Here is a 23,498-nt window from a genome sequence, read left to right on the forward strand (position 1 = left end):
CCGACCTGGGCGATCTCGTTCGAGCCGGAGACCGGCTTCGAGCGCGACTTGATGTCCTCGACGACCTTGGTGACCGCGAGGTCGATGCCGCGCTTCAGGTCCATCGGGTTCATGCCGGCCGCGACCGACTTCATGCCCTCGCGGACGATCGCCTGGGCGAGCACGGTGGCGGTGGTGGTGCCGTCACCGGCGAGGTCGTTGGTCTTCGACGCGACTTCGCGGATCATCTGCGCGCCCATGTTCTCGAACTTGTCCTTGAGTTCGATTTCCTTGGCGACGGTGACGCCGTCCTTGGTGATGCGGGGCGCACCGAACGACTTGTCGATCACGACGTTGCGGCCCTTCGGCCCCAGCGTGACCTTGACCGCGTCGGCGAGGATATCGACGCCGCGCAGGATGCGTTCGCGTGCGTCGCGGCTGAATTTAACGTCCTTGGCTGCCATGTTGGCTGACCTTTCGAATTGATGACCGGTTGACGAAGTTGACTATTGCCATCGCGCGAGTCCCGGGCAGGGACCCGGCGGGCTTCAGCCGATGATCCCGAGGATGTCGGATTCCTTCATGATGAGGAGGTCCTCACCATTGACCTTGACCTCGGTGCCCGACCACTTGCCGAACAGGATGCGGTCGCCGGCCTTGACGTCGAGCGGCGTCACCTTGCCGTCCTCGGCCTTGGCGCCCGAACCGGCGGCGACGACTTCGCCTTCCTGCGGCTTTTCCTTGGCGGTGTCGGGGATGATGATCCCGCCGGCGGTCTTTTCCTCGGCTTCGACGCGGCGGACGAGCACGCGGTCGTGCAACGGACGGAAGTTCATTGCGCTGCGATCCTTTGTCAGGGTTGAACAGGTTTTAGCACTCATATGAGGTGAGTGCTAACGCGGCGGGATATGCGAAGCGGCGCCGGATTCGTCAACGGGCGCGGCGCAAATATTTGATGCCGCCGCCGCGGATCAACCCCGGGTTGCGGGGAGCCGTTGGATTGCCGCGCCGACGGTGGGGAAGGTCTCGTCGGTATCGGTTTCGCCGGCGCCCGCGCCGCGGCGGGAATCCACCACGGCGGCCTGCGTTGCCGGGCGGGGGGAAGGGGCGTATGATCGCGCCTGCCGGGGACATCGAGGAGCGCGTCATGACTGTCGCTCGTGTCGAACCTGTGGAACGCCCCGCGGAGGCGTATGACGTCCGTACCATCACCGCCGCCGACCTGCGCGACGCGCTTCGCCAGGGCTGGGCCGATTTCCTCGAGCATCGCGGCGACCTGATCTTCGTCGGGATCATCTATCCGATGGTGGGCTTCGCCGCGGCGGCGGTCGCGTTGCAAGGCTCGCTCGCCCATCTCTTCTTCCCGCTCGCCGCGGGCGTCGGTCTGCTCGGCCCCGCCGCCGCCGCCGGCTTCTACGAGTTGGCGCGCCGCCGCGAGCAGGGGCTCGAATCGGACTGGTCGCACTTTCTCGACGTCATCAAGCGCCCCTCGTTCGATTCGTTCATGGTCGTCGCGGGGCTGCTGCTCGTGATGTTCTTCGCCTGGCTGACCGTCGCCGCGGGACTTTATGTGGCGCTGATGGGGATCGCGCCGCCCGAGAGCCTGAGCGCGTTCGCGACTCGGCTGTTCACCACGCCCGAGGGCTGGGCGTTGATCGTGCTCGGCAACCTCGCCGGCCTGCTCTTCGCCGCGGCGGTGCTGACGGTGAGCGTGGTGGCGATGCCGATGCTGGTCGACAAGGATGTCGACGCGCGCGTCGCGGTCCATACGTCGCGGCTGGCGGTCAACGCCAACCGGGGCGTGATGCTGCGCTGGGGCGTGATCGTCGCGGCATTGCTGGTGGTCGGATCGATCCCCTTCTTCGTGGGACTCGCGGTGGTGCTGCCGGTGCTCGGCTATGCGACCTGGCACCTCTACACCAAGCTCGTGGTGCGCTGATCCGCGCCGCGCCGGGCGCCCTGCCTGTATTGGATGAATAATACACGGGCCGTTTACTCGCTCCCTGCCATCCGGTAGCAGGAGAGCGCAATTGATGGAGCGGCAGACGTGAAGCTGGTTCGGGGCGCCTGGAAGATACTCGTCGGGATCAAGGATTTTCTCGTCCTCGTCCTGATGCTCCTGTTCTTCGCGGGCCTGTTCGCGGTGCTTTCCTACAAGCCCAACAAGGCGGCGGTGAGCGACGGCGCATTGGTGGTGGCGCTGGACGGGACGCTTGTCGAGCAGCCCGAGGAGGCCGATCCCTTCGCGCGGCTCAGCGGCGGCGAGGTGACCAAGCAGCATCGCCTGCGCGACGTGCTGCGCGCGCTCGACACGGCGCGGACCGACGGGCGGGTCAAGGCGGTGGTGCTCGATCTCGATCGCTTCATGGGCGGCTATCCGGCGGCGATTTCCGAGGTCGCCGATGCCGTGGGCCGGGTGCGCGCGAGCGGCAAGCAGGTGCTGGCCTATGCGACCGGCTATAGCGACGACAGCTATGCGCTCGCCGCCAATGCCAGCGAGATCTGGGTCAATCCGCTGGGCGGGACGCTCTTCGCGGGGCCGGGCGGCACGCAGCTCTATTACAAGGGGCTGATGGACAAGCTCGGCGTCAACGCGCACGTCTACAAGGTCGGCAAGTTCAAGTCGGCGGTCGAGCCCTATATCCGCACCGACATGTCGCCCGAGGCGCGCGAGGCCAATGACGCGCTGTACGGCGCGCTCTTCGCGCAGTGGCGCGAGGGCGTGGCCAAGGCGCGGCCCAAGGCGCGGATCGCCGACTATCTCGCCAAGCCCGACGAAGTCGTGGCCAGCGCCCGGGGCGACATCGCCGCCGCGAACCTTTCCTACGGGCTGGTCGACAAGGTCGGCGACCGGCTCGCCTTCGGCAGGCGCGTCGCGGAGATCGTCGGCGCGCCGGGCGGCAAGCCCGCGGGCAGCTTCAAGTCGATCAAGCTCGGCGACTGGATCGCCGCCAACCCAGCGCCGACGGGGGGCGATTCGATCGGGGTGATCACCGTCGCGGGCGAGATCGTCGACGGCAAGGCCGGGGCGGGGAGCGCGGGCGGCGACACGGTGAGCGGGCTGCTGCTCAAGGGGCTCGCCGAGAAGAAGTTGAAGGCTTTGGTGGTGCGCGTCGATTCGCCGGGCGGATCGGCGATGGCGTCCGAGCAGATCCGCCAGGCGGTGCTCCAGGCCAAGGCGCAGGGGCTGCCGGTGGTGGTCTCGATGGGCAGCCTGGCGGCGAGCGGCGGCTATTGGGTGTCGACCGCGGGCGACGCGATCTTCGCCGAGCCGAGCACGATCACCGGGTCGATCGGCATCTTCGGAGTGCTGCCCTCGTTCGAGAACAGCCTCGCCAAGATCGGTGTGACCAGCGACGGGGTGCGGACCACGCCGCTCTCCGGCCAGCCCGACGTCTTCGGCGGGATCAACCCGGTCACCGACCGGATCCTGCAGGCGGCGATCGAGAGCGGCTATGCGCGCTTCATCGGGCTCGTCGCCCAGTCGCGGAAGCTGACGCCGCAGCGCGTCGACGAGATCGGGCAGGGCCGGGTCTGGGTCGGCGGAGTGGCGCACCAGCTGAAGCTGGTCGACCGGTTCGGCGGGATCGACGCGGCGGTCGCCGAGGCGGCGCGGCGGGCGAAGCTCGATCCCGCGAAGGTGCACGCCGTCTATCTCGAGAAGCAGCCGAGCGGATGGATGCAGTTCCTCGCCTCGCTGGCGGGCGGGGACGATGACGACGAGGAATGGGCGGACCAGCCCGCGGGCACCGACCTGTACGGCCGCATCGCCGCCGAGCGCCGCGCTTTGCTCGGCCAGGCGCTGGGCGACGCGCGGCGGCTGGCGCTGGGCGGTTCGGTGCAGGCGCGCTGCCTCGAATGCATGGCGCTGGCCCCGCCCAACACCCGCACGGAGGACCGCAAGTTGATCGACCTGTTGCTCGCGAGGATCGGCCTGTGATCGCGATCCGCGCCGCAGAGCCCGCCGACGCCGCCGCGATCGCCGCGATCTATGCGCCGCACGTGCTGACCGGCACCGCCTCGTTCGAGATCGACCCGCCCGACGCGCGGGCGATGCGCGCGCGGATGGCGGCGAGCGAGGGGCTCTATCCGTGGATGGTCGCGACCAACGGCGAAGAGGGCGGAGTGATCGGCTATGCCTATGCCGGCAAGTTCCGCGACCGGCCCGCCTATCGCTACGTCTGCGAGACCTCGATCTATCTGACCGACGCGTCGAGCGGCTCGGGGGTGGGGCGGCTGCTCTACGCCGCTTTGGTCACCACGCTGCGTGCGCAGGGCTTCGTCCATGCGATAGGCGCGATCACCTTGCCCAACGATCGCTCGATCAAGCTGCACGAGGCGGTGGGGTTCCGCCGAACGGGCGTCTACCGCGAGGTGGGCTTCAAGCACGGCCAGTGGATCGACGTCGGCTTCTGGCAATGCCAGCTCAACGAGCCGGCCGTGCCGCCGGTGGAGCCGAGGAAGTTCAGCGACGTGGGGGTCGTGCGGCCTTAGTTTTTCTCACGCGGAGGCGCGGAGGCGCGAAGAGAAGAGGTTCGCGCAGAGGCGCAGAGGACGCAGAGAATTTTATTGCCGCGAAGCGGCAGAAAGTTCCCGCCCCTCCGACGCAGTGAACGACGGCCGCGCCAGGCTGTCTCTGCGCTCTCTGCGCCTCCGCGCCTCCGCGTGAAATCAATCAGCGCCTTCCGCGATAGGCCGGCAGGTGGATCTTCCAGACGATCGCAGCTGCCCGGAGCGCGAAGCCGGCGGCGGCGGCGATCAGGCCGGCGGCGAGCGGGGTGAGCCCGGCAAGCGCAAGCCCGACATAGACCGTGGAAGCGAGCGCGGCGGCGGTGACGTAGAGCTCGGGACGCATGAGGATCGACGGCTCGCCGACCAGCACGTCGCGGATGATGCCACCGACGCAGGCGGTCATGATGCCCATCAGCGCCGCGGGGACGGGCGGGATGCCCCAGCCGAGCGCCTTGGCCGCGCCGAACGCGGCGTAGGCGGCGAGCCCGAAGGCATCGAGCCAATCGAACGTCCGGTCGCTCCACCAGCGCTGCGGGGTCAGCCACACCGCCACCGCGACCGCCAGGATCAAAGCCGCGACCGTCGCGTCATGGACCCAGAAGACCGGCGCGCCGATCAGCAGGTCGCGCACCGTGCCGCCGCCGACGCCGGTGATCAGCGCGAAGAAGGCCACCGTGACGAAGGTCAGCCCGCGCCGCGTCGCCGAGAGCGCGCCGGTGGCGGCGAACACGGCGATCCCGCACAGATCGAGCCAGGGGAGGATGGGACCGATATGCGCTGCGACCTGGGCTTGCATGGCGGCTTTCTCTCCTGTCGGCGCGGGCAGGTCAAACGCGGGGTGGCGGCGCGCGATGCGCTGCGGCATTAGAGCGTCATGCACCGGACTGAATCGCCGTTGATCGCAGTCGCCGTCTGCCTGGCGGCGCTCGCCGGCTTCGTCGACGCGCTCGCCTTCACCAGCCTGGGCGGCTTCTTCGCCTCGTTCATGAGCGGCAACTCGACCCGGCTCGGCGTCGGGCTCGGGCAGGGATTGGGCGGCGACGCGCTGACTGCCGGCGGCCTGATCCTGAGCTTCGTCAGCGGCGTGATCGTGTCGAGCGTGATCGTCCGCGCGGCGGGGGCGCGGCGCAAGGCGGCGGTGATGGCGGTGGTCACCGCGCTGCTGACGCTCGCCGCGATCGTCGCGACCGTGATGCCGGGGCCGCTGGTGCTCGTCCTGCTCGCCGCGGCGATGGGCACCGAGAACGGCGTGTTCAACCGCGACGGCGAAGTGACGATCGGGCTGACCTACATGACTGGATCGCTGGTGCGGATCGGCCAGAAGCTCGCGGGCGCGCTGATGGGGGACCAGGACCGCTGGGGCTGGATCCCCTATCTGGCTCTGTGGCTGGGCTTCGTTGCGGGTGTGGTCTCGGGCGCGGCGAGCCAGCTGCGCTGGGGCTGGGACGCGCTGTGGCTCGCCGCGCTGATCGCGGCGGTGCTGACCCTGGCGATCGCGCGGCTGACCGGGGCGACGCGGCCCCAGCCGCGCCCGGCCACCTGAGGCGGACTATTTCCGTTTCGCCGGCATGTCGCGCCCGTGCTGGTGGAGGACCAGCCCGGTCACCTTGCCACCGGCGTCGCGCGTGAAGCTCACCTGCGCGTCGGCCACCTTGAGGAAGAACTGGTCGGGCTTCTCCGCGAACAGCTCGAACGCGTCCTGGCCGGTGGCCTGCGTCGTCAGTTTGCCGCCCTCGACCTTCATGGTGACCGCGAAGGTCGGGCTCAGTTCGTAGGTGCCTTCATATTCGCGGAGCTTTGCGGCCGGCACCGTGATCGCCCGGCGCTCGGCGGGCAGCACCACGTTGCCGCCGCGCGCGAGCGTCATCAGCGACTTGCCGAGCCGGTCCGGTGCGCCGCTGTTGAGGTTGCCGAGCACCACGACGGTCAGCTTGCGATCGGGATCATAGCCGAGCCAGGTGTTGAAGCCCTCGATCCCGCCGCCATGGTTGATCATCGTCGCGCCGTCGACGTTGGCGACGAACAGGCCGAGGGCGTATTTGTCCTTCACCGGCGTGGTCATCGCCTTGAGCGATTCCGGCTTGAGCAGCTTTCCGCCGAACAGGCCGGCGTTCCATTTGAGCAGGTCGTGCGTCGTCGAATAGAGCGCGCCCGCACCCTGCGGGATCGTCATATCGATATAGTCGGTGTTGATCACGCCGCGCGGCGACGGCGTATAGCCCGATGCGCGACGAGGTAGAACGGCGGCGTGACTGTCATAACCGCTGTCGGCCATGCCGAGCGGCTTGAAGATGTTGTCGGTGACGAACGCCGCATAAGGCTGGCCGCTCGCCTTCTCGACGATCGTGGTGAGGAGGATGTAGCCGGAGTTGGAATAAGCGAACTTCTCGCCGGGCTGGAAATCGAGCGGCTTGTCGCGGAAGCGCGCGGTCAGGCTGTCGAGCGTTGCGGGAAGCGGCCGGCTCTTCGAATAATCGTCGAAACTGGTGAAGCTGGGAATGCCGCTGGTGTGGCTGAGCAGGTGGCGCACCGTCACCTTGTCCCAGGCCGCGGGGGCATCGGGCAAATAGGTCTTGATCGGCGCGTCGAGGCTGAGCTTGCCGCGCTCCTGGAGCAGCAGGATCGCGGCGGCGGTGAACTGCTTGGTGATCGACCCGAGGCGGAACTTGGTGTCGCCATCGTTCGGGATCTTCCATTCGAGGTTCGCCGAGCCATAGCCGCGGTCGAGCAGCACCTGCCCGTCGCGCGCGACCAGCACCGCGCCCATGAACTCGCCCTTGTCGGCATCGGCGGCGATCACCTGCTGCATCCGGCCCGGATCCTGCGCCAGCGCGGGCGTGGCGGCGAGGCTGAGCGCGAGCAGGCTGACGGCGAAGCGGTGCATGTGATCCCTCCCACTATGTGTGTTATGTTAGTATAACACTCGGGAGATGATCGCAAGTCCAGCCGCTACCAGCCGAACCTGTCCAGCATAGCGCGGGCCTCTTCCGGCTTCATCCGCGATATCAGCACGCGCATCGTCGCGCCGCCCTGCATCGTGCCGTCGCGCCAATAGGCCCAGTCGATGACCTGGCCGTCGCGGACCGTGACCTGCTGGCCCTTGGCGAAGCGCGGGTCGCGCGGGGCGTTGGCGAGGCGGGCGATGCTGACATCGCCCTGGTGCGAGACGATCTCGGCCCAGGCGAACTCGGCCGGGGCCTCTGGGATCAGGTCGAACTTGATCAGGAAGCCGCCTTCGCCGGGCGAGGGCGCGGTGGCGTGGCCGAAGAAGACCGGCAACCCCGCGCGCGCCTTGGCGACCGCGGCGCGCATCTCGGGATCGTTCTCGGCGACGCCGATCGTGGCGTCCTGGGCGGGCGCCGGCAGCGGCGCGGCGAGCAACAGCAGCGCCGCGCCGAGCCTGACCATCAAATGTGGATCGGCTTGCCCAGCACGCCCATCGCGGCTTCCTTGATCGCCTCGCTATGCGTGGGATGGGCGTGGCAGGTGTACGCGATGTCCTCGGACGTCGCGCCGAATTCCATCGCCTGCGCGACCTGCGCGATCATCGTGCCCGCCACCGAGGTGATGATCCACGCGCCGAGCACGCGATCGGTCTTGGCGTCGGCGATGACCTTCACCCAGCCTACCGTGTCGTCGATCGCCTTGGCGCGGCTGTTGCCCGCCATCGGGAACTTGCCGACCTTGACCTCGCCGCGCTCCTTGGCTTGCTCTTCGGTCAGGCCGACGCCGGCGATCTCGGGGTGGGTGTAGACCACCGACGGGATGACGTCGTGGTTCACGATGCCGGTGAGGCCGGCGATGTTCTCGGCGACCGCAATGCCTTCGTCCTCGGCCTTGTGCGCGAGCATCGGGCCGGGGATGACGTCGCCGATTGCCCAGACGCCGTCGACCGTGGTGCGGAAGCTATGGTCGGTCTCGATCTGGCCGCGCTGGTTGGTGGCGAGACCGATCTTGTCGAGGCCGAGGCCGTCGGTGTTGGGCTTGCGGCCGATCGAGACGAGCACGGCATCGGCCTCGATCGTCTCGGCTGCGCCGCCCGCGGCGGGCTCAACCGTCACGGTCGCCTTGCCGCCATTGACGGCGACGCCAGTGACCTTGGTGGAGAGCTTGATCTCCATGCCCTGCTTCTTGAAGATCTTGGCGGCTTCCTTGCGGACCTCGCCGTCCATGCCGGGGAGCAACTGGTCGAGGAATTCGACCACGGTGACCTTGGCGCCGAGGCGCTGCCAGACCGAGCCGAGCTCGAGCCCGATCACGCCGCCGCCGATCACGACGAGATGCTCGGGGACCTTCTCGAGCGCGATCGCGCCGGTCGAGTCGACGACGACCTTCTGGTCGATTGCGACGCCGGGAAGCGGGGTGACCGACGAGCCGGTGGCGATGACCACGTTCTTCGCGGTGACCTTGCGCTCGCCGACCTGGACGGTGTGCGCGTCGACGAAGGTGCCGAGGCCCTTCACCCACTCGACCTTGTTCTTCTTGAACAGGAACTCGATGCCGCCGGTCAGGCCCTTCACGGCCTTGTCCTTGTCGGCCATCATCGCGGGCAGGTCGAGCTCGACGCTGCCCAGCTTGACGCCGTGCTTGGCGAGCGCGCCCGAGGCGGCTTCGTGGAACAGCTCGGAGGCGTTGAGCAAAGCCTTGGACGGGATGCAGCCGACGTTGAGGCACGTGCCGCCCAGCGTCTCGCGGCTCTCGACGCAGCCGGTGCGCAAACCGAGCTGCGCGGCGCGGATCGCGGCGACATAGCCACCGGGGCCTGAGCCGATCACGAGGACGTCGAAGTCGTATTCAGCCATGTCACACCTTATCTGAGCGGCAGCACGCGAAGAGCACCGTGCTGATCGATAACAATGAATTGGTTGGAAATGTCGAGATCGCCCTCATCCAGGATTCGGAGGAACATCGCCACAGTTTGCGCCACGCCGGTGGAGTGCGACTGCAGATAGACCACGCCCGGCGGAGCAGCGCGCTGCTCGTAGAAGATAAGGCGGCCGAAGTCACTGTCGAAGGTTAGCAAGATCGCACAGTCGGCGACAGCGCGGGCTAGGATATCGATATCATCCGCGCGGGCGGCGATGCGGGCGACATGCTCGACTTCGTGCCTGCGCTCGCATAGCGCATCGAACAAGTCGAACGGCACATTCTCATCGAGCAGGAAGCGCACTTCAGGCTGCGCGAGGTTCTAGCGAATAGAGGCCGTCGGCAATGATATCGCGGGCGAAAGCATGGACGGCGCGCAGATCGGCGGCGGTCACGCGCGGATAATTGCGCAATATCTCCTCTTCCGACCAACCGGCGGCCAACCATTCGAGCAGTATCTCAACCGTGACGCGGGTGTCGCGGATGACGGGCCGCCCGCCCATCACGCCGGGCTTGGTTTCGATATGATCGCGCCAGTCCATCGCACGCTCCTCACAGATCGATCAGCAGCCTCGTCGGATCCTCGATAGCATTCTTCAACGCGACGAGGAACGTCACTGCCTCGCGGCCGTCGATCAGGCGGTGATCGTAGGACAGCGCGAGGTACATCATCGGGCGGACGACGACCTGGCCGTCGCGGACGACCGGGCGGTCCTCGATGCGGTGGAGGCCGAGCACTGCCGACTGGGGCGGGTTGATGATCGGAGTCGACATCAGCGAGCCGAACACGCCGCCGTTGGAGATGGTGAAGGTGCCGCCCTTCATCTCCTCCATCTTGAGCGTGCCTTCCTTGGCGCGCTTGCCGAAATCGCCGATCGTCTTCTCGATGCCGGCGACCGACAGGTCCTGCGCGTCGCGGATCACGGGCACGACGAGCCCCTGCGGCGCGGAGACCGCGACCGAGATGTCGGCATAATCGTGATAGACGATCTCGTCGCCCTCGATCGAGGCGTTGACCGAGGGGATGTCGCGGAGCGCCTGGACGGCGGCCTTCACGAAGAAGCCCATGAAGCCCAGGCGGACGCCGTGCTTCTTCTCGAACAGGTCCTTGTACTTGGTGCGCGCGGCGATGACTTCGGTCATGTCGACGTCGTTGAACGTCGTCAGCATGGCGGCGGTGTTCTGCGCTTCCTTGAGGCGCTTGGCGACGGTCTGGCGCAGGCGCGTCATGCGGACGCGCTCTTCCTTGCGGCCGCCGGCAGAGGCTGCAGCGGCGGGCGCCGGGGTCGCGGCAGGCGCGGCGGCGGGCTTGTTGCTGGCGGCGGCGATCACGTCGTCCTTGGTCAGGCGGCCGTCCTTGCCGGTGCCCTGCACGGTCGAGGGATCGACGCCGGTCTCGAGCACCGCGCGGCGCACCGATGGCGAAAGCGCGGCGGCCGCATCGCTCGCGGCGGCGGCCGGGGCAGCGGCAGGCGCCGGTGCCGGCTCGGCGGCGGCAGGCGCGGGGCTGGGCGCTGCCGCAGCGGCGCCGCCCTCGGTGACGGTGGCGATCACCGCGTCGACCGCGACGGTGTCGCCGACCTTGACCAGCTGGTCGCCCATCACGCCCGCGACGGGCGAGGGGACCTCGACCGAGACCTTGTCGGTCTCGAGGCTGGCGATCGGCTCGTCGAGCTTGACCGGGTCGCCCGGGTTCTTGAGCCACTCGCCGAGCGTCGCTTCGGTGATCGATTCGCCGAGGACCGGGACCTTAACGTCTGCCATCTTCTCTACCTCGTTAGGATTTCCGCGTCCGGCGAATCTCTTCGCGGACGCTGTGACCGAGCGCTTCGGCGACGAGCGCCCCCTGCTCGGCGGTGTGGCGCTTCATCAGGCCGGTGGCGGGCGATGCCGCCGCGGCGCGGCCGGCATAGCGCGGGCGCTGCGGCTTGACGCCGGCATCGATCAGGCACTGCTCGATGAAGGGCTCGACGAAGAACCAATAGCCGTTGTTCTTCGGCTCTTCCTGCGCCCAGACCACTTCCTCGAGGTTGGCCATGCGCTTGAGGCGCGCGGTGAGCGGCTCGCCCGGGAAAGGATAGAGCTGCTCGATCCGGACGATCGCGGTGTTCTTGTCGCCCGCCGCGTCGCGCGCCTCGATCAGGTCGTAGGCGACCTTGCCGGTGCACAATACGAGGCGCTTCACGTCGGCATCCGCCGGCGCGTTGGGGTCCGAGAGGATGCGCTTGAAGTGCGTGTCGCCCAGGAAGTCCTCGGTCTTCGACACCGCCATCTTGTGGCGGAGCAGCGACTTGGGGGTCATCTGCACCAGCGGCTTGCGGAAGTTGCGGTGCATCTGGCGGCGCAGCAGGTGGAAGTAGTTCGCCGGGGTGGTGATGTTGACCACCTGCATATTGTCCTGCGCGCAGAGCTGGAGGAAGCGCTCGGGGCGCGCCGAGCTGTGCTCAGGGCCCTGGCCTTCATAGCCGTGCGGGAGCAGCATCACGAGCCCGTTGGCGCGCAGCCACTTGGCCTCGCCCGATGCGATGAACTGGTCGATCATGATCTGCGCGCCGTTGACGAAATCGCCGAACTGCGCCTCCCAGAGCACCAGCGCCTTCGGATCGGCCGAGGCATAGCCGTACTCGAAGCCGAGCACGCCGTACTCGGACAGCGGGCTGTCGAGCACTTCGAAGCTGCCGTGCGGGATGGTCTGGAGCGGCACGTATTTGTGCTCGTCCTTCTGGTCGACCCAGACGGCGTGGCGTTGGCTGAAGGTGCCGCGACCGGAGTCCTGGCCCGAGAGGCGGACGCCGAAGCCTTCGGAGAGCAAGGAGCCGAACGCCAGCGCCTCGCCGGTCGCCCAGTCGAAATTCTCGCCCGACTTGAACATCTCGCGCTTGGCGTCGAGCACGCGGCCGAGCGTCTTGTGGATCTCGAGACCCTCGGGGGCCTCGGTCAGCGTGCGGCCGAGGCTGTCGAACAGCTTCTTCTCGATGCCGGTATCGACGCTGCGCCGCGCGGTCTCGGGATCGGCGGGGGCGCCGAGGCCCGACCAGCGGCCGGCGAACCAGTCGGCCTTGTTGGGCAGGTACGACTTGCCGGCGTCGAACTCGCCTTCGAGCAGGGTGGTGAACTGGGCGGTCTTCTCGTCGACGAAGCCCTGGTCGGCCACGCCCTCGGCGGCGAGGCGCTTGGCATAGACCTCGCTCACCGGCGGATGCTGCCTGATCTTGGCGTACATCAAGGGCTGGGTGAAGCTCGGCTCGTCGCCTTCGTTGTGGCCGAAGCGGCGATAGCACCACATGTCGATCACGACGTCGCGCTTGAACTTCTGGCGGAACTCGATCGCGACCTTGCAGGCGAAGGTCACCGCCTCGGGATCGTCGCCGTTGACGTGGAGGATCGGCGCCTGGACGCCCTTGGCGACGTCCGACGGATAAGGCGAGGAGCGCGCGAATTGCGGGCTCGTCGTGAAGCCGATCTGGTTGTTGATGACGAAATGGATGCAGCCGCCGGTATTGTAGCCGCGGATGCCCGAGAAGCCGAGGCACTCCCAGACGATGCCCTGGCCCGCCATCGCGGCGTCGCCGTGGATCAGGACGGGAAGGACCTGCTCATGCTCGGCGAGATCGCCGCGCAGCGTCTGGAGCGCGCGGACCTTGCCGAGCACCACCGGATCGACCGCCTCGAGGTGCGAGGGGTTGGCGACCAGCGACATGTGGACGCTGATCCCGTCGAATTCGCGGTCGGTGCTGGTGCCGAGATGGTATTTCACGTCGCCCGATCCGGCCACATCGTCGGGATTGGCCGAGCCGCCGCCGAATTCGTGGAAGATCACGCGGAACGGCTTGGCCATGACGTTGGCGAGCACGTTCAGGCGGCCGCGATGCGCCATGCCGTAGACGATCTCGCGCACGCCGAGCTGGCCGCCATATTTGATCACCGCCTCGAGCGCGGGGATCATCGCCTCGCCGCCGTCGAGCCCGAAGCGCTTGGTGCCGACGAACTTCTTGCCGCAGAAGCGTTCCCACTGCTCGGCCTCGATCACCTTGGAGAGGATCGCCTTCTTGCCGTCGGGGGTGAACTGGATGGCCTTGTCCTTGCCCTCCATCCGCTCCTGGAGGAAGCGGCGCTCCTCGACATCGGCGATGTGCATATATTCGAGGCCGACATTGCCGCAGTAATTGGCCTGCAGGATCGCGACGATCTCGCGCACGGTCGCCTTTTCGAGGCCGAGCACGCCGCCGAGATAGATCGGGCGATCGAGGTCGGCGCCGCTGAAGCCGTGATATTCGGGCGTCATGTCGGCAGGCAGCTCGTGCCGGACGAGGCCGAGCGGATCGAGGCTGGCGGCGAGATGGCCGCGAACGCGATAGGTGCGGATCAGCAGCATCGCGCGGATCGAATCGGCCGCGGCCTTGACGATGTCGGTTTCCGACGCCGCCGGAGCGGCCTTGGGCGCGGGCGCGCCGCCCTTGGCGGGCTTGGGCGCGGGCTCCATCTGGGTGGGATCGAGCGCGGCGGTGAGCGCATCGGTTTCGCTCAGCGGCCAGCGCGGATTGGCCCAGCTCGGGCCGGAGGCAGTATTGTCGAGGCCTTCGAAGAACTGGCGCCAGCCGGATTCGACCGCGTTCGGGTCGGCCTTGTAGCGGCGGTACAGCGTCTCGATGAAGGCGGGGCTCACCCCGCCGGCGATCTGCTCGAAATCCAGGCCTTCGTAGCCCATTCTACACCTCGTCATCCCGGCGCACGCCGGGATCTCATGCGGCACGCGATCCCGGCTCTCGCCGGGATGACGGCCTAGTATTTAGCCCTTCAACACCTCGACCAGCGTCGAGCCGAGCTCGGACGGGCTCGGCGAGACGCGGATGCCGGCGGCTTCCATCGCCGCGATCTTGCTCTCGGCGTCGCCCTTGCCGCCCGAGACGATCGCGCCGGCATGGCCCATGCGGCGCCCCGGAGGCGCGGTGCGGCCCGCGATGAAGCCGGCCATCGGCTTCTTGCGGCCGCGCTTGGCCTCGTCGATCAGGAACTGCGCGGCCTGCTCCTCGGCGTCGCCGCCGATCTCGCCGATCATGATGATCGACTGGGTCGCCTCGTCGGCGAGGAACAGCTCGAGCACGTCGATGAAGTTGGTGCCGTTGACCGGATCGCCGCCGATGCCGACCGCGGTGGTCTGGCCGAGCCCGGCATTGGTGGTCTGGAACACGGCTTCATAGGTAAGCGTACCCGAACGGCTTACAACGCCCACCGAACCCTTGGAGAAGATGCTGCCGGGCATGATGCCGATCTTGCACTCCCCTGGAGTGAGCACGCCGGGGCAGTTCGGGCCGATAAGGCGCGACTTCGAGCCGGTCAGCGCGCGCTTGACGCGGACCATGTCGAGCACCGGAATGCCCTCGGTGATCGCGACGATCAGCGGGATCTCGGCGTCGATCGCCTCGAGGATCGAATCCGCGGCGAAGGGCGGCGGCACGTAGATCACCGATGCGTCGGCGCCGGTCTTCGACTTGGCCTCCGCGACGGTGTCGAACACCGGCAGGCCGAGATGCTCGCTCCCACCCTTGCCCGGCGTGACGCCGCCGACCATCTGCGTGCCGTATTCCAGCGCCGCCTTGGTGTGGAAGCTGCCGGTCTCGCCGGTCATGCCCTGGGTGATGACCTTGGTGTTCTTGTCGACGAGGATGCTCATTGGGTCTCTCTTTCGTCATCCCGGCGAGGCGGGACCGTGTCGCACGAGACCCCGACTTTCGCCGGGGTGACGGTGGGTGCTTAGTTCAGGCTGCTGTCGATGCCCTTGCAGGCGACGAGCAGTTCCTTGACCGCGTCGACCGAGACCGTGAGGTTGGCCTTGGCTTCGTCGGTCAGGCTGATCTCGATCACCTTCTCGACGCCGTCCTTGCCGATGATGATCGGCACGCCGACATAGAGATCGTCGACGCCGTACTGGCCGGTCAGGTGCGCCGCGGCGGGCAGGACGCGCTTCTTGTCGTAGAGGTAGCTCTCGGCCATCGCGATCGCCGAAGTAGCCGGCGCATAGAAGGCCGAGCCGGTCTTGAGCAGGCCGACGATCTCGCCGCCGCCCGAGCGGGTGCGCTGGACGATCGCGTCGATACGCTCCTTGGTCGAGAAGCCCATCGCGATCAGGTCGCTGACCGGGATGCCCGAGACGGTCGAATATTCGAGGACCGGGACCATCGTGTCGCCATGGCCGCCGAGCACGAAGGAGTTGACGTCCTTGACCGAGACCTGGAACTCCTCGGCGAGGAAGTGGCTGAAGCGCGCCGAGTCCAGCACGCCGGCCATGCCGACGACCTTCTGGTGCGGGAGGCCCGAGAATTCGCGCAGCGCCCAGACCATCGCGTCGAGCGGGTTGGTGATGCAGATCACGAAGGCGTCGGGAGCGTTGGCGGCGATGCCTTCGCCGACGGCCTTCATCACCTTCAAATTGATGCCGAGCAGGTCGTCACGGCTCATGCCCGGCTTGCGGGCGATGCCGGCGGTGACGATGATCACGTCGGCGCCCGCGATGTCGGCATAGTCGTTCGAGCCGGTGATCTTCGCGTCGAAGCCCTCGACCGGGCCGCACTGGCTGAGATCGAGCGCCTTGCCCTGGGGCACGCCTTCGACCACGTCGAACAGGACGATGTCGCCCAGGCCCTTGAGTGCGGCGAGGTGCGCGAGCGTGCCGCCGATATTGCCGGCGCCGATCAGCGCGATCTTCTTGCGAGCCATGGAATCTCCTTAGCGCTAGTCAAGCAACCGCAGACGCAGCTGTGGCGCCCCTGAAACGCGGGCGGCTTAGACCTATGATAGGAGGGTCGCAACCCGGGAATCGCTGTAGTTCCGGATTATCTTTGCAACTAATTCGCAAGTGCAATAAGGCGGGCGCGCGCCATCGCGGGTCAGCGGCGCGACCCGGCGCGGCGGCGATATTCCTCCGCGAGCACGTAGAACGCCTGTTTGCGCGCGCCGGTTTCCGAGATCAGCCCCTTGCGGTTCCAGCCCTGCTGGAAGACCGGATGCTGGCGCCGCGGCGAACGGAAATCCTTGAGGATCCACGGGCTCATGCCGGCGAGGAAGGGCACCTTGGCGGCCATGGCCAGCGTCTGGCGGTAATATTCGGCCTGGAATTCCTCGCTGAACTTGTGCGGATCGGTGGCGGCATCGTGATAGCCCACCTGGGCATCGGCGCCGAATTCGGAGAAGATCAGCGGCTTGGCCGCGGGCGAACGCCACTCGAAGCCCGGCAGCTCGGGCAGCGGATCCTGCGAATACCAGCCGTTATAGGTGTTGATCGCCATGACATCGAGATCGGCGACGAGCGGATCGTCGATGGTCATCACCTTGCCTTCGCGCTTGCTGAGCAGGGCGGCGGTGACCAGCCGGCTGTCGTCGATCGCGCGGACGTCGCCGATCAGCGTGCGGAGGAAGGCGTTGCGCGCGTCGCCGACAGGTGTCTCGTTGGCGACGCTCCACAAGGCGATCGAGGCGCGGTTGCGATCGCGAAGGATGTTCTCGCGGAGCTGCTGGCGCGCGGCGGCGAGCGTCGCCGGATTGTCCCAGTTGACGCGCCAATAGACCGGGACCTCGCTCCACACGATCAGACCGAGCTCGTCGGCCATGCGCGTCATGACCTCGCTGTGGGGGTAGTGGGCGAGGCGGACGAAGTTGCCGTTCAGGCCTTGCTTGATCTCGGTGAGCAGCGCGCGGGCGGCCGCGGGGGTGATCGCGCGCACCGGGTTCCGGCCGAGCTCCTCCTCGTGCATCGAGATGCCGCGCAGGAAGACGGGCTTGCCGTTGAGCAGGATCTGCGTGCCGCGGACCTCGACCGTGCGGAAGCCGATCCGGTCCTGGAGGGCGTCGGTGCCCGATTCGATCCGGACGTCGTAGAGCGTGGGCGTCTCGGGCGACCAGCGGGCGAGCGCGCGCGGCGCGGGCGCGCTGCCGCTCCATCGGCCGTCCACGCCGGTCCGGCCCGAAAGCGCGAGGCCGAGCGCGGGGATGCGGACGCGCACGTCGCGGTTCGCGGCCTCGCGGCCGTACAGCCGGACATCGGCATGGATGCGCCCGTCGCGGCCGAGGCGGATCCAGGTATCGTCGACGAAGGTCTCGGGGACGGTGACCAGGGTCACCGAGCGGGTGATGCCGCCATAGGTCTCCCAGTCGGTGACCGGTGGGGGCACGTCGTCGTCGCTGCGCGCGGAATCCATGCCGACGGTGATCTGGTTGCTGCCGTCGCGCAGCAATTCGGTCACGTCGAAGGCGAAGGGGGTGAAGCCGCCGGCATGGCTACCGACGCGCTTGCCGTTCAGATAGACGTCGGCGGTATAGTCGGCGGCGCCGAAGCGCAGGAAGGCGCGCGTGCCGGGGGCGGGCTTCGGCGTGTCGAAGCTGCGCTGGTACCAGACGAGGCCCTGGTAATGGCGCATCTCCGGCGCGTGGCCGATCCAGCCGCCGGGCAGATGCGCGACCGGCGAGCGCTGCATGTCGAACTCGAACAAAGCGCGCGGGTTCTTCTCGGCGACTTCGGCCTGGATGCTGTCCTGCCAACGTTGGGTGCTGCTGCCCGGAGGGCCGCCATGGAAGCCCGCCTTGCCGTCGCGATAGGGATCGACCGACCAGTGCCACGCGCCGTCGAGGCTGTGCGACGGGCGCATGTCGGCGCCGGTGAGCACGGCCTGGGCGAAGGCGGGTGGGGCGAGGAGGAGGGCGAGGGCGAGCAGGAATGTTCGGACCATGCAATTTCTCCCCTTCTTAGCCCTCCCCCTTGATGGGGGAGGGTTGGGTGGGGGTGAGCTCTCCACGGGCCTCGTCGCCCGGGGATAGCTCACCCTCACCCTCCCACGCGCTTCGCGCGCGGGCCCCTCCCTCTCCCATCAAGGGAGAGGGGTGCGAGCCTAATGCTCGCCATGCCCTTCGGCCAGATATTCGTCGGAGGCCATTTCGTGCAGCCGCGAGGCGGTGCGCTCGAATTCGAAGGCGCCGTCGCCGGCGATGTAGAGCTCGTCGGGCTGGGCGTCGGCGGCGGCGAGCAGTTTGACGCGGTTCTCGTAGAGCGCGTCGACCAGGGTGACGAAGCGCGCGGCCTCGTTGCGGTTCTCGGGGCCCAAGCGGGGGATGCCGACCAGGATCACGGTGTGGAAGCGGTGCGCGATGGCGAGATAGTCGGGCGCGCCGCGCGCCTCGCCGCACAGCCGCTTGAACGAGAACACCGCGACGCCCTTCACGCATCGCGGAACATGGATCGAGCGACCGCCCTGCACGGGCAGGTCGCAGGAGGGAACGCGCGCGGCATCCTCGACCGGATAGTCGGTGAGGCGGAAGAAGGCGGCGGAGAGCTGGGCGGTCGCCTCCGGGCCGTTGGGAACGAGCCAGGTCTGCATGCTGCCGAGGCGATCGAGCCGATAGTCGACCGGGCCGTTGAGCGCGAGCACGTCCATGCCGTTCTCGATCAGCGCGATGAAGGGGAGGAAGAGCGCGCGGTTGAGCCCGTCCTTGTAGAGGTCCCTGGGCGGGCGGTTCGACGTGGCGACGACGGTGAGGCCGTGGCCCATCATCTCGGTGAACAGTCGCGAGAGGATCATCGCGTCGGCGGGGTTGTTGACCACCATCTCGTCGAAGGCGAGCAGGCGGATGTCCTCGGACAGCGCATCGGCAACCGCGACCACGGGATCGGCACTGTTCTTCTTGCGCTCGGCATTGAGGCGCTCGTGCACCTCGAGCATGAATTCGTGGAAATGGACGCGGCGCTTGCGGCGGATGTCGACGCAGTCGAACAGCAGGTCCATCAGCATCGACTTGCCGCGGCCCACGCCGCCCCAGAGGTACACGCCGCGCGGCGGATCGGGCCTGCGGCGGAGCGCGCGCCACAGGATGCTGCCTTTGTGCGGCACTTCCTCGAGCTCGCGGGCGAGCCGGTCGAGCCGCTCGGCTGCCGCCTCCTGCTCGGGGTCGGCGCGCAGCTCGCCCGCAGCGACGAGCGCGCGATAGCGGGCGAGGACCTTGGTCATCTGCCTCTCGCGTCACCCCCGCGAAAGCGGGGGCCCATCTCGTGGGCTATCCGAAAGCACAGCGGGCGTATTTCGCTGCGCGTTTCGGAGATGGGCCCCCGCTTTCGCGGGGGTGACGGAAGAGAGGGAATGAGCATCACTTGGCCGAAGGCTTCCGGATCGTGCCGAGGAAGCTGGCGACCATCACCTCGTCCTGCACCACCACGCCGCGCAGGAAGAGCAGCCGGCCGGTCTCGCGGAGCAGTTCGACATGCGCCTCGGTCGGCACGCCGATCGCGCCGCCGGTGATGAACTGGATCGACATGTCGAGCGTCGAGGCGGGGCCGCTCAGCACGCCGAAGCTGCGCCCTGCGGCGAACAGCGCCATGTCGATGAAGCCGGCGAGCGCGCCGCCATGGATATGGTCGCGCAGGTTCGAATGTTCGTGCCGGAAGGTCGTGCGCACGCGCGCGAGCCTGTCCTCGCGCTTGACCGACAAGGCGCCGATGAAGCTGTTGAAGCGGCCCGAATCGAGGATCTGCCAGCGCTTCCAGCCCGGCAGGTCGGGATCGTCGTCGTAGCGGAAATGCTGCTCGGCGAAGTCGCTCAAAGCGCCCGCTCGGCCTCCATCTTCTTGATCTCGGCGATCGCCTTGGCGGGGTTGAGGCCCTTGGGGCACACGTTCGCGCAGTTCATGATCGTGTGGCAGCGATAGAGGCGGAACGGATCCTCGAGCTGGTCGAGCCGCTCGCCGGTCATCTCGTCGCGGCTGTCGGCGAGCCAGCGATAGGCCTGGAGCAGGATCGCCGGGCCGAGGAACTTGTCCGAATTCCACCAATAGCTCGGGCACGAGGTCGAGCAGCAGGCGCAGAGGATGCACTCGTACAGGCCGTCGAGCTTGTCGCGCTGCTCGGGGCTCTGGAGTCGCTCCTTGCCCGAGGGCGTGGTCGAGACGGTCTGCAGCCACGGCTTGATCGAGGCATATTGCGCGTAGAAATGGGTGAAGTCGGGGACGAGGTCCTTGATCACGTCCATGTGCGGCAGCGGCGTGATGCGGATGTCGCCCTTGATGTCCTCGATCGCGGTGGTGCAGGCGAGGCCGTTGCGCCCGTCCATGTTCATCGAGCAGGACCCGCAGATGCCCTCGCGGCATGAGCGGCGGAAGGTGAGCGTCGAATCCTGCTCGGACTTGATCTTGATCAGCGCGTCGAGGACCATCGGGCCGCACTCGTCGAGATCGACCTCGAAATTGTCGTAGCGCGGGTTTGCGCCGCTGTCGGGATCGTAGCGGTAGATCTTGAACTTCTTGACGCGCTTCGCGGACGCGTCGGCCTTGTGCTCCTTGCCCTTGGTGATGCGGCTGTTCTTGGGCAGGCGGAAGTCGGCCATTTCCGAAAAGGTCCTTACGCGCGGGTCGTTCGGTTGCGCGGGCTATGCCTTTCGCTTGGCGAGCGCAAGCCCGTAGGCGCGCGCGATCAGGGCTTGTTGGCCAGAACCGAGTCGAGCAGCCCGGGAAAACGCGCGTCGAAATCGGCGCGGCGCAGGCGGTTCATCCGCTCGCGGCCCTCGGCGGTCGTCTCGATCAGCCCGGCGGCGCGCAGCACGTTGAAGTGATTCGAGAGCGTGCTCTTCGGCGTGTTGCCGGGGCAGGAGGCGCCCGAATTGAGGCAGGGATTCGCGACCAGCCTGGCGATGATCTCGAGCCGCACCGGATCGGCGAGCGCGTGCAGCGCCGCGGCGAGGCTGACGTCCTTGAGGTCGGGGTGCACGAAGCGATCCATGGGGCGAATATAGAAACGCTTCGTCGTTTCCATAGTTCGGTAATATTGAAATATCTTTGTCGCTTCCCAAGTTGCGCTTCGTCCCGGCAGCCGGCGAAGCGATCGGCTGGGGATCGGAGATTGAGCAATGTCGAAGAAACTGCAGGGCAAGCGCGCGCTGGTGACCGGCGGATCGCGCGGGATCGGGGCGGCGATCGCGAAGCGGCTGGCCGCCGAGGGCGCCGATGTCGTGATCACCTATGCCGGCAATCGCGAGGCCGCCGAGGCGACCGTCGCGGCGGTCGTCGCCGCGGGCGTCAAGGGCAAGGCGCTGCAGGCCGACGCCGCGGATCCCGCCGCGGTGAAGGCCGCGGTCGACCAGGCGGCGGCCGATCTGGGCGGGATCGACATCCTCGTCCACAATGCCGGCGTCGCGGGCTTCACCGGCGTCGACCAGGAGAGCGTCGACAGCTTCCGCCGGATCTTCGCGGTCAATGTCGACGGCGTGGTCGCCGGGACGGTCGCGGCGGTGCCGCATCTCGCCGACGGCGGACGCGTCATCATCACCGGCAGCGTGATGGGCGACGCCTCGATGTTCCCCGGCGCGGCGACCTATGCGGCGAGCAAGTCGGCGGTGCAGGGGCTCGCCCGCGGCTGGGCTCGCGACCTCGCGCCGCGCGGCATCCTCGTCAACGTGATCCAGCCGGGGCCGATCGACACCGACATGAACCCCGCCGACGGCGATCTCGCCGCGTCGCTGCTGCCGACGATCCCGCTGGGGCGCTATGGCCGCGCCGAAGAGGTGGCCGCGCTCGCCGCCTTCCTCGCCAGCGAGGATGCGTCGTACATCACCGGTACGACGATCGACGTGGACGGGGGCACGACGGCTTAATCTATTTACTCGTCATCCCCGCGAAAGCGGGGACCCATCTCCCGCACGAGCCACAAGATCCACCGGTGCGTTTGTGGATGAGACAGGAGATGGGCAGGTAAGATTGCCCCCGGCAATCTTAGCCATGCGCGGGGCGCATGGCGACCTGCCCATCCCCCGCTTTCGCGGGGGTGACGGGGGTGGAGCGGCGGGCTTAGATCACGTTGGGCACGAGACCGAGGTCGCCGTGCGTCAGGGCCTGAACGCGTCAGTGGCCGGTGCGCCGACGGGGGCGGTCGCGACCTTGGGCATGCGCGCCTCGAGCGGAACCAACCAGGCCTCTACGCCCTCGCCGAACGTCGCCTGCGGCATCGAGGAGGGCAGGCTGTTGGCCATTTCCCAGTCGCTGATCGTGACGCGCGCCTCGGTGAGCGCGTCGTCGAGCGGCTGGGGCTTCCGCAGCGCATGGTTGACCAAGGCGTCGCCGAAGAAGGTCCAGTCATTCTCGGCGCGGCAGCCGAACGAAGTGCGCTCGGAAGAGGCGGCGGTGAGCAGGGCGGTGTCGTCGTTCGAAAGCGCGGGGACGAAAATGCCCGAATAACAGGCGCTCAGGATCAGCACGCGCTTTCTGATCCCCAGTTCGTCGAGAAAGGCGGCGAAGCGGCGCGGGGTGATCAGCCCGAAGCCCTCGTCGCCGTCATGATAGGCGATGCCGACCTGCGCGCCATGGCTGGTGAGATAGAGGACGAGCACGTCCTCGCTTTTGTCCATCACCTCGGCGACGCGCGTCAGCGCGAGGGCGAGCGAGCGCGGCGTGCCCATCGCCAGCGCGCTGGGCGCGCGGCCGTCGGTGCCGGCGAGCACGATGCTGCGCCCGGCGGCGTCGTAACGGCGCGTCAGCACCTTGCCCGCCTCGCGCGCCTCGCGTCCGAACACCGGATCGCTGTCGAGCGCGACCGAGACGACATAGGCGTCGATCACGCCCTTGCGCTGCGGCCGGAGCGCGGCCAGCGCGGCGGCGAGCTTGCGCTGCTGATCGGGCTCCCAGCGTGCCGGGCGACCGCGTTCGATATGCGGGCCGAGCTCGCCGTCGGCAAGATCGGGCCATTCGGTGGTATGCTGCGGCGGTCGATAGCTTTGCCGGTTCCCCGACTGGCCCGAGGCCGAAGCGGCAACCGCTACCGGCAGGAGCAGAACCGCGAGCATGCGCGCGAACCCGCGCAGACCGACAGCCAATCGCATCAGCCACCCCTTTTCGCCGAACAGGGGTTCAATCTGGGGCGGCGGCGGAACCTGTCAAGCGGATGGGGCCCGGCCGGGTGGGAAATCGCGCACGGTGCGGCGCTTTGGCCCTGCCCTGGTCATAGCGACATTCAGGCGAGCGAGGCCCTTCAATCCTCCCCCGCCAGGGGGAGGTGGCGCGCGCAGCGTGACGGAGGGGGCGGAATCACCGCGCTCAATTGGAGAGGGTGCTGCTTACCTCCCCCTCCGTCAGCCTTCGGCTGACACCTCCCCTTGGCGGGGGAGGATTGTCGA

Annotated in this window: 23 protein-coding genes; 5 read left to right on the forward strand and 18 right to left on the reverse strand. The window is 67.9% G+C overall.

All coding sequences use genetic code 11. The features are described 5' to 3' along the window. On the reverse strand, window positions 1-443 hold a 443-nt coding region (locus MT490_RS11805; RefSeq protein WP_297387675.1), incomplete at its 3' end, for a TCP-1/cpn60 chaperonin family protein. Between the two features lie 84 nt (window positions 444-527). Beyond that, a complete protein-coding gene (gene groES / locus MT490_RS11810) occupies window positions 528-815 on the reverse strand; it encodes a co-chaperone GroES (RefSeq protein ID WP_042484184.1) in 288 nt (95 codons plus the stop codon). Window positions 816-1,126: 311 nt separating this feature from the next. Between groES and MT490_RS11815 the strand changes: the two genes are divergently transcribed. From MT490_RS11815 to MT490_RS11825, 3 genes are all read left to right on the forward strand, one after another. Beyond that, on the forward strand, window positions 1,127-1,918 hold the full coding sequence (locus MT490_RS11815) for a DUF2189 domain-containing protein (RefSeq protein ID WP_297387680.1): 792 nt from the start codon (window positions 1,127-1,129) through the stop codon (window positions 1,916-1,918). 108 nt (window positions 1,919-2,026) lie between these two features. Next, a complete protein-coding gene (sppA, locus tag MT490_RS11820) occupies window positions 2,027-3,919 on the forward strand; it encodes a signal peptide peptidase SppA (RefSeq protein ID WP_297387682.1) in 1,893 nt (630 codons plus the stop codon). Next, window positions 3,916-4,473, forward strand: a complete 558-nt coding sequence (locus tag MT490_RS11825) for a GNAT family N-acetyltransferase (protein WP_297387684.1) — start codon at window positions 3,916-3,918, stop codon at window positions 4,471-4,473. The genes sppA and MT490_RS11825 overlap by 4 nt, the downstream gene beginning before the upstream one ends. 181 nt (window positions 4,474-4,654) lie before the next feature. On the opposite strand, the gene MT490_RS11830 is transcribed toward MT490_RS11825, so the two are convergent. Continuing rightward, window positions 4,655-5,287: a TRIC cation channel family protein gene (locus MT490_RS11830; RefSeq protein ID WP_297387686.1), complete on the reverse strand. Its 633-nt coding sequence runs from the start codon at window positions 5,285-5,287 to the stop codon at window positions 4,655-4,657. 78 nt (window positions 5,288-5,365) lie between these two features. Here MT490_RS11830 and MT490_RS11835 point away from each other — a divergent pair, with 78 nt between their 5' ends. After that, window positions 5,366-6,034, forward strand: a complete 669-nt coding sequence (locus MT490_RS11835; protein ID WP_297387688.1) for a DUF1275 family protein — start codon at window positions 5,366-5,368, stop codon at window positions 6,032-6,034. Between the two features lie 6 nt (window positions 6,035-6,040). On the opposite strand, the gene MT490_RS11840 is transcribed toward MT490_RS11835, so the two are convergent. From MT490_RS11840 to MT490_RS11905, 14 genes are all read right to left on the reverse strand, one after another. Then, complete coding sequence (locus tag MT490_RS11840; protein ID WP_297387691.1) at window positions 6,041-7,375, reverse strand: serine hydrolase; 1,335 nt, start codon at window positions 7,373-7,375, stop codon at window positions 6,041-6,043. Between the two features lie 65 nt (window positions 7,376-7,440). After that, a complete protein-coding gene (locus MT490_RS11845) occupies window positions 7,441-7,899 on the reverse strand; it encodes a DUF2314 domain-containing protein (protein ID WP_297387850.1) in 459 nt (152 codons plus the stop codon). Further along, window positions 7,899-9,293, reverse strand: a complete 1,395-nt coding sequence (lpdA, locus tag MT490_RS11850) for a dihydrolipoyl dehydrogenase (RefSeq protein WP_297387693.1) — start codon at window positions 9,291-9,293, stop codon at window positions 7,899-7,901. Before lpdA ends, MT490_RS11845 begins: the two co-directional genes overlap by 1 nt. 8 nt (window positions 9,294-9,301) lie before the next feature. After that, the gene (locus tag MT490_RS11855; RefSeq protein ID WP_297387696.1) at window positions 9,302-9,661 is read right to left on the reverse strand and encodes a DUF5615 family PIN-like protein; all 360 of its coding nucleotides are present in this window, start codon (window positions 9,659-9,661) and stop codon (window positions 9,302-9,304) included. 1 nt (window position 9,662) lies between these two features. After that, complete coding sequence (locus MT490_RS11860) at window positions 9,663-9,899, reverse strand: DUF433 domain-containing protein (protein ID WP_297387699.1); 237 nt, start codon at window positions 9,897-9,899, stop codon at window positions 9,663-9,665. A 10-nt stretch (window positions 9,900-9,909) separates the two neighbouring features. Then, complete coding sequence (gene odhB, locus MT490_RS11865; RefSeq protein WP_297387701.1) at window positions 9,910-11,121, reverse strand: 2-oxoglutarate dehydrogenase complex dihydrolipoyllysine-residue succinyltransferase; 1,212 nt, start codon at window positions 11,119-11,121, stop codon at window positions 9,910-9,912. A 13-nt stretch (window positions 11,122-11,134) separates the two neighbouring features. Continuing rightward, entirely contained in the window at window positions 11,135-14,065 is a 2,931-nt protein-coding gene (locus MT490_RS11870; RefSeq protein WP_297387704.1) for a 2-oxoglutarate dehydrogenase E1 component, read from the reverse strand. Window positions 14,066-14,146: 81 nt separating this feature from the next. Beyond that, on the reverse strand, window positions 14,147-15,031 hold the full coding sequence (gene sucD, locus MT490_RS11875; RefSeq protein ID WP_297387707.1) for a succinate--CoA ligase subunit alpha: 885 nt from the start codon (window positions 15,029-15,031) through the stop codon (window positions 14,147-14,149). 80 nt (window positions 15,032-15,111) lie between these two features. After that, window positions 15,112-16,074 carry a malate dehydrogenase gene (gene mdh, locus MT490_RS11880; protein ID WP_297387710.1) on the reverse strand — a complete coding sequence of 321 codons (963 nt, stop codon included), beginning with the start codon at window positions 16,072-16,074 and terminating at the stop codon, window positions 15,112-15,114. Window positions 16,075-16,244: 170 nt separating this feature from the next. Then, a complete protein-coding gene (locus tag MT490_RS11885) occupies window positions 16,245-18,080 on the reverse strand; it encodes a glycoside hydrolase family 2 TIM barrel-domain containing protein (RefSeq protein ID WP_297387713.1) in 1,836 nt (611 codons plus the stop codon). 159 nt (window positions 18,081-18,239) lie between these two features. Next, window positions 18,240-19,352, reverse strand: coding sequence for a cell division protein ZapE (zapE, locus tag MT490_RS11890; RefSeq protein ID WP_297387715.1), 1,113 nt, complete (start codon window positions 19,350-19,352; stop codon window positions 18,240-18,242). A gap of 136 nt (window positions 19,353-19,488) precedes the next feature. Further along, window positions 19,489-19,941, reverse strand: a complete 453-nt coding sequence (locus MT490_RS11895) for a PaaI family thioesterase (protein ID WP_297387718.1) — start codon at window positions 19,939-19,941, stop codon at window positions 19,489-19,491. Continuing rightward, on the reverse strand, window positions 19,938-20,720 hold the full coding sequence (locus tag MT490_RS11900; RefSeq protein ID WP_297387721.1) for a succinate dehydrogenase iron-sulfur subunit: 783 nt from the start codon (window positions 20,718-20,720) through the stop codon (window positions 19,938-19,940). Before MT490_RS11900 ends, MT490_RS11895 begins: the two co-directional genes overlap by 4 nt. Before the next feature lie 86 nt (window positions 20,721-20,806). After that, a complete protein-coding gene (locus MT490_RS11905) occupies window positions 20,807-21,112 on the reverse strand; it encodes a helix-turn-helix domain-containing protein (protein WP_297387724.1) in 306 nt (101 codons plus the stop codon). 127 nt (window positions 21,113-21,239) lie between these two features. Between MT490_RS11905 and MT490_RS11910 the strand changes: the two genes are divergently transcribed. Then, window positions 21,240-21,983 carry an SDR family oxidoreductase gene (locus MT490_RS11910; RefSeq protein WP_297387727.1) on the forward strand — a complete coding sequence of 248 codons (744 nt, stop codon included), beginning with the start codon at window positions 21,240-21,242 and terminating at the stop codon, window positions 21,981-21,983. A gap of 231 nt (window positions 21,984-22,214) precedes the next feature. Here the strand turns inward: MT490_RS11910 and MT490_RS11915 are convergent, their stop codons facing one another. Then, window positions 22,215-23,204, reverse strand: coding sequence for a C13 family peptidase (locus tag MT490_RS11915; RefSeq protein ID WP_297387730.1), 990 nt, complete (start codon window positions 23,202-23,204; stop codon window positions 22,215-22,217). Window positions 23,205-23,498: the final 294 nt, after the last annotated feature.

It is taken from the genome of Sphingomonas sp. (genome assembly GCF_026460985.1).
GTDB lineage: Bacteria > Pseudomonadota > Alphaproteobacteria > Sphingomonadales > Sphingomonadaceae > Sphingomonas.

Excerpts from the sequence above, each read along its gene's own strand:
- groES (WP_042484184.1), bottom strand. The coding sequence starts at position 815 with ATGAACTTCCGTCCGTTGCACGACCGCGTGCTCGTCCGCCGCGTCGAA.
- MT490_RS11815 (WP_297387680.1), top strand. The coding sequence starts at position 1,127 with ATGACTGTCGCTCGTGTCGAACCTGTGGAACGCCCCGCGGAGGCGTAT.
- MT490_RS11830 (WP_297387686.1), bottom strand. The coding sequence starts at position 5,287 with ATGCAAGCCCAGGTCGCAGCGCATATCGGTCCCATCCTCCCCTGGCTC.
- MT490_RS11835 (WP_297387688.1), top strand. The coding sequence starts at position 5,366 with ATGCACCGGACTGAATCGCCGTTGATCGCAGTCGCCGTCTGCCTGGCG.
- MT490_RS11840 (WP_297387691.1), bottom strand. The coding sequence starts at position 7,375 with ATGCACCGCTTCGCCGTCAGCCTGCTCGCGCTCAGCCTCGCCGCCACG.
- MT490_RS11845 (WP_297387850.1), bottom strand. The coding sequence starts at position 7,899 with ATGGTCAGGCTCGGCGCGGCGCTGCTGTTGCTCGCCGCGCCGCTGCCG.
- lpdA (WP_297387693.1), bottom strand. The coding sequence starts at position 9,293 with ATGGCTGAATACGACTTCGACGTCCTCGTGATCGGCTCAGGCCCCGGT.
- MT490_RS11860 (WP_297387699.1), bottom strand. The coding sequence starts at position 9,899 with ATGGACTGGCGCGATCATATCGAAACCAAGCCCGGCGTGATGGGCGGG.
- odhB (WP_297387701.1), bottom strand. The coding sequence starts at position 11,121 with ATGGCAGACGTTAAGGTCCCGGTCCTCGGCGAATCGATCACCGAAGCG.
- MT490_RS11870 (WP_297387704.1), bottom strand. The coding sequence starts at position 14,065 with ATGGGCTACGAAGGCCTGGATTTCGAGCAGATCGCCGGCGGGGTGAGC.
- sucD (WP_297387707.1), bottom strand. The coding sequence starts at position 15,031 with ATGAGCATCCTCGTCGACAAGAACACCAAGGTCATCACCCAGGGCATG.
- mdh (WP_297387710.1), bottom strand. The coding sequence starts at position 16,074 with ATGGCTCGCAAGAAGATCGCGCTGATCGGCGCCGGCAATATCGGCGGC.
- MT490_RS11885 (WP_297387713.1), bottom strand. The coding sequence starts at position 18,080 with ATGGTCCGAACATTCCTGCTCGCCCTCGCCCTCCTCCTCGCCCCACCC.
- zapE (WP_297387715.1), bottom strand. The coding sequence starts at position 19,352 with ATGACCAAGGTCCTCGCCCGCTATCGCGCGCTCGTCGCTGCGGGCGAG.
- MT490_RS11900 (WP_297387721.1), bottom strand. The coding sequence starts at position 20,720 with ATGGCCGACTTCCGCCTGCCCAAGAACAGCCGCATCACCAAGGGCAAG.
- MT490_RS11905 (WP_297387724.1), bottom strand. The coding sequence starts at position 21,112 with ATGGATCGCTTCGTGCACCCCGACCTCAAGGACGTCAGCCTCGCCGCG.
- MT490_RS11910 (WP_297387727.1), top strand. The coding sequence starts at position 21,240 with ATGTCGAAGAAACTGCAGGGCAAGCGCGCGCTGGTGACCGGCGGATCG.
- MT490_RS11915 (WP_297387730.1), bottom strand. The coding sequence starts at position 23,204 with ATGCGATTGGCTGTCGGTCTGCGCGGGTTCGCGCGCATGCTCGCGGTT.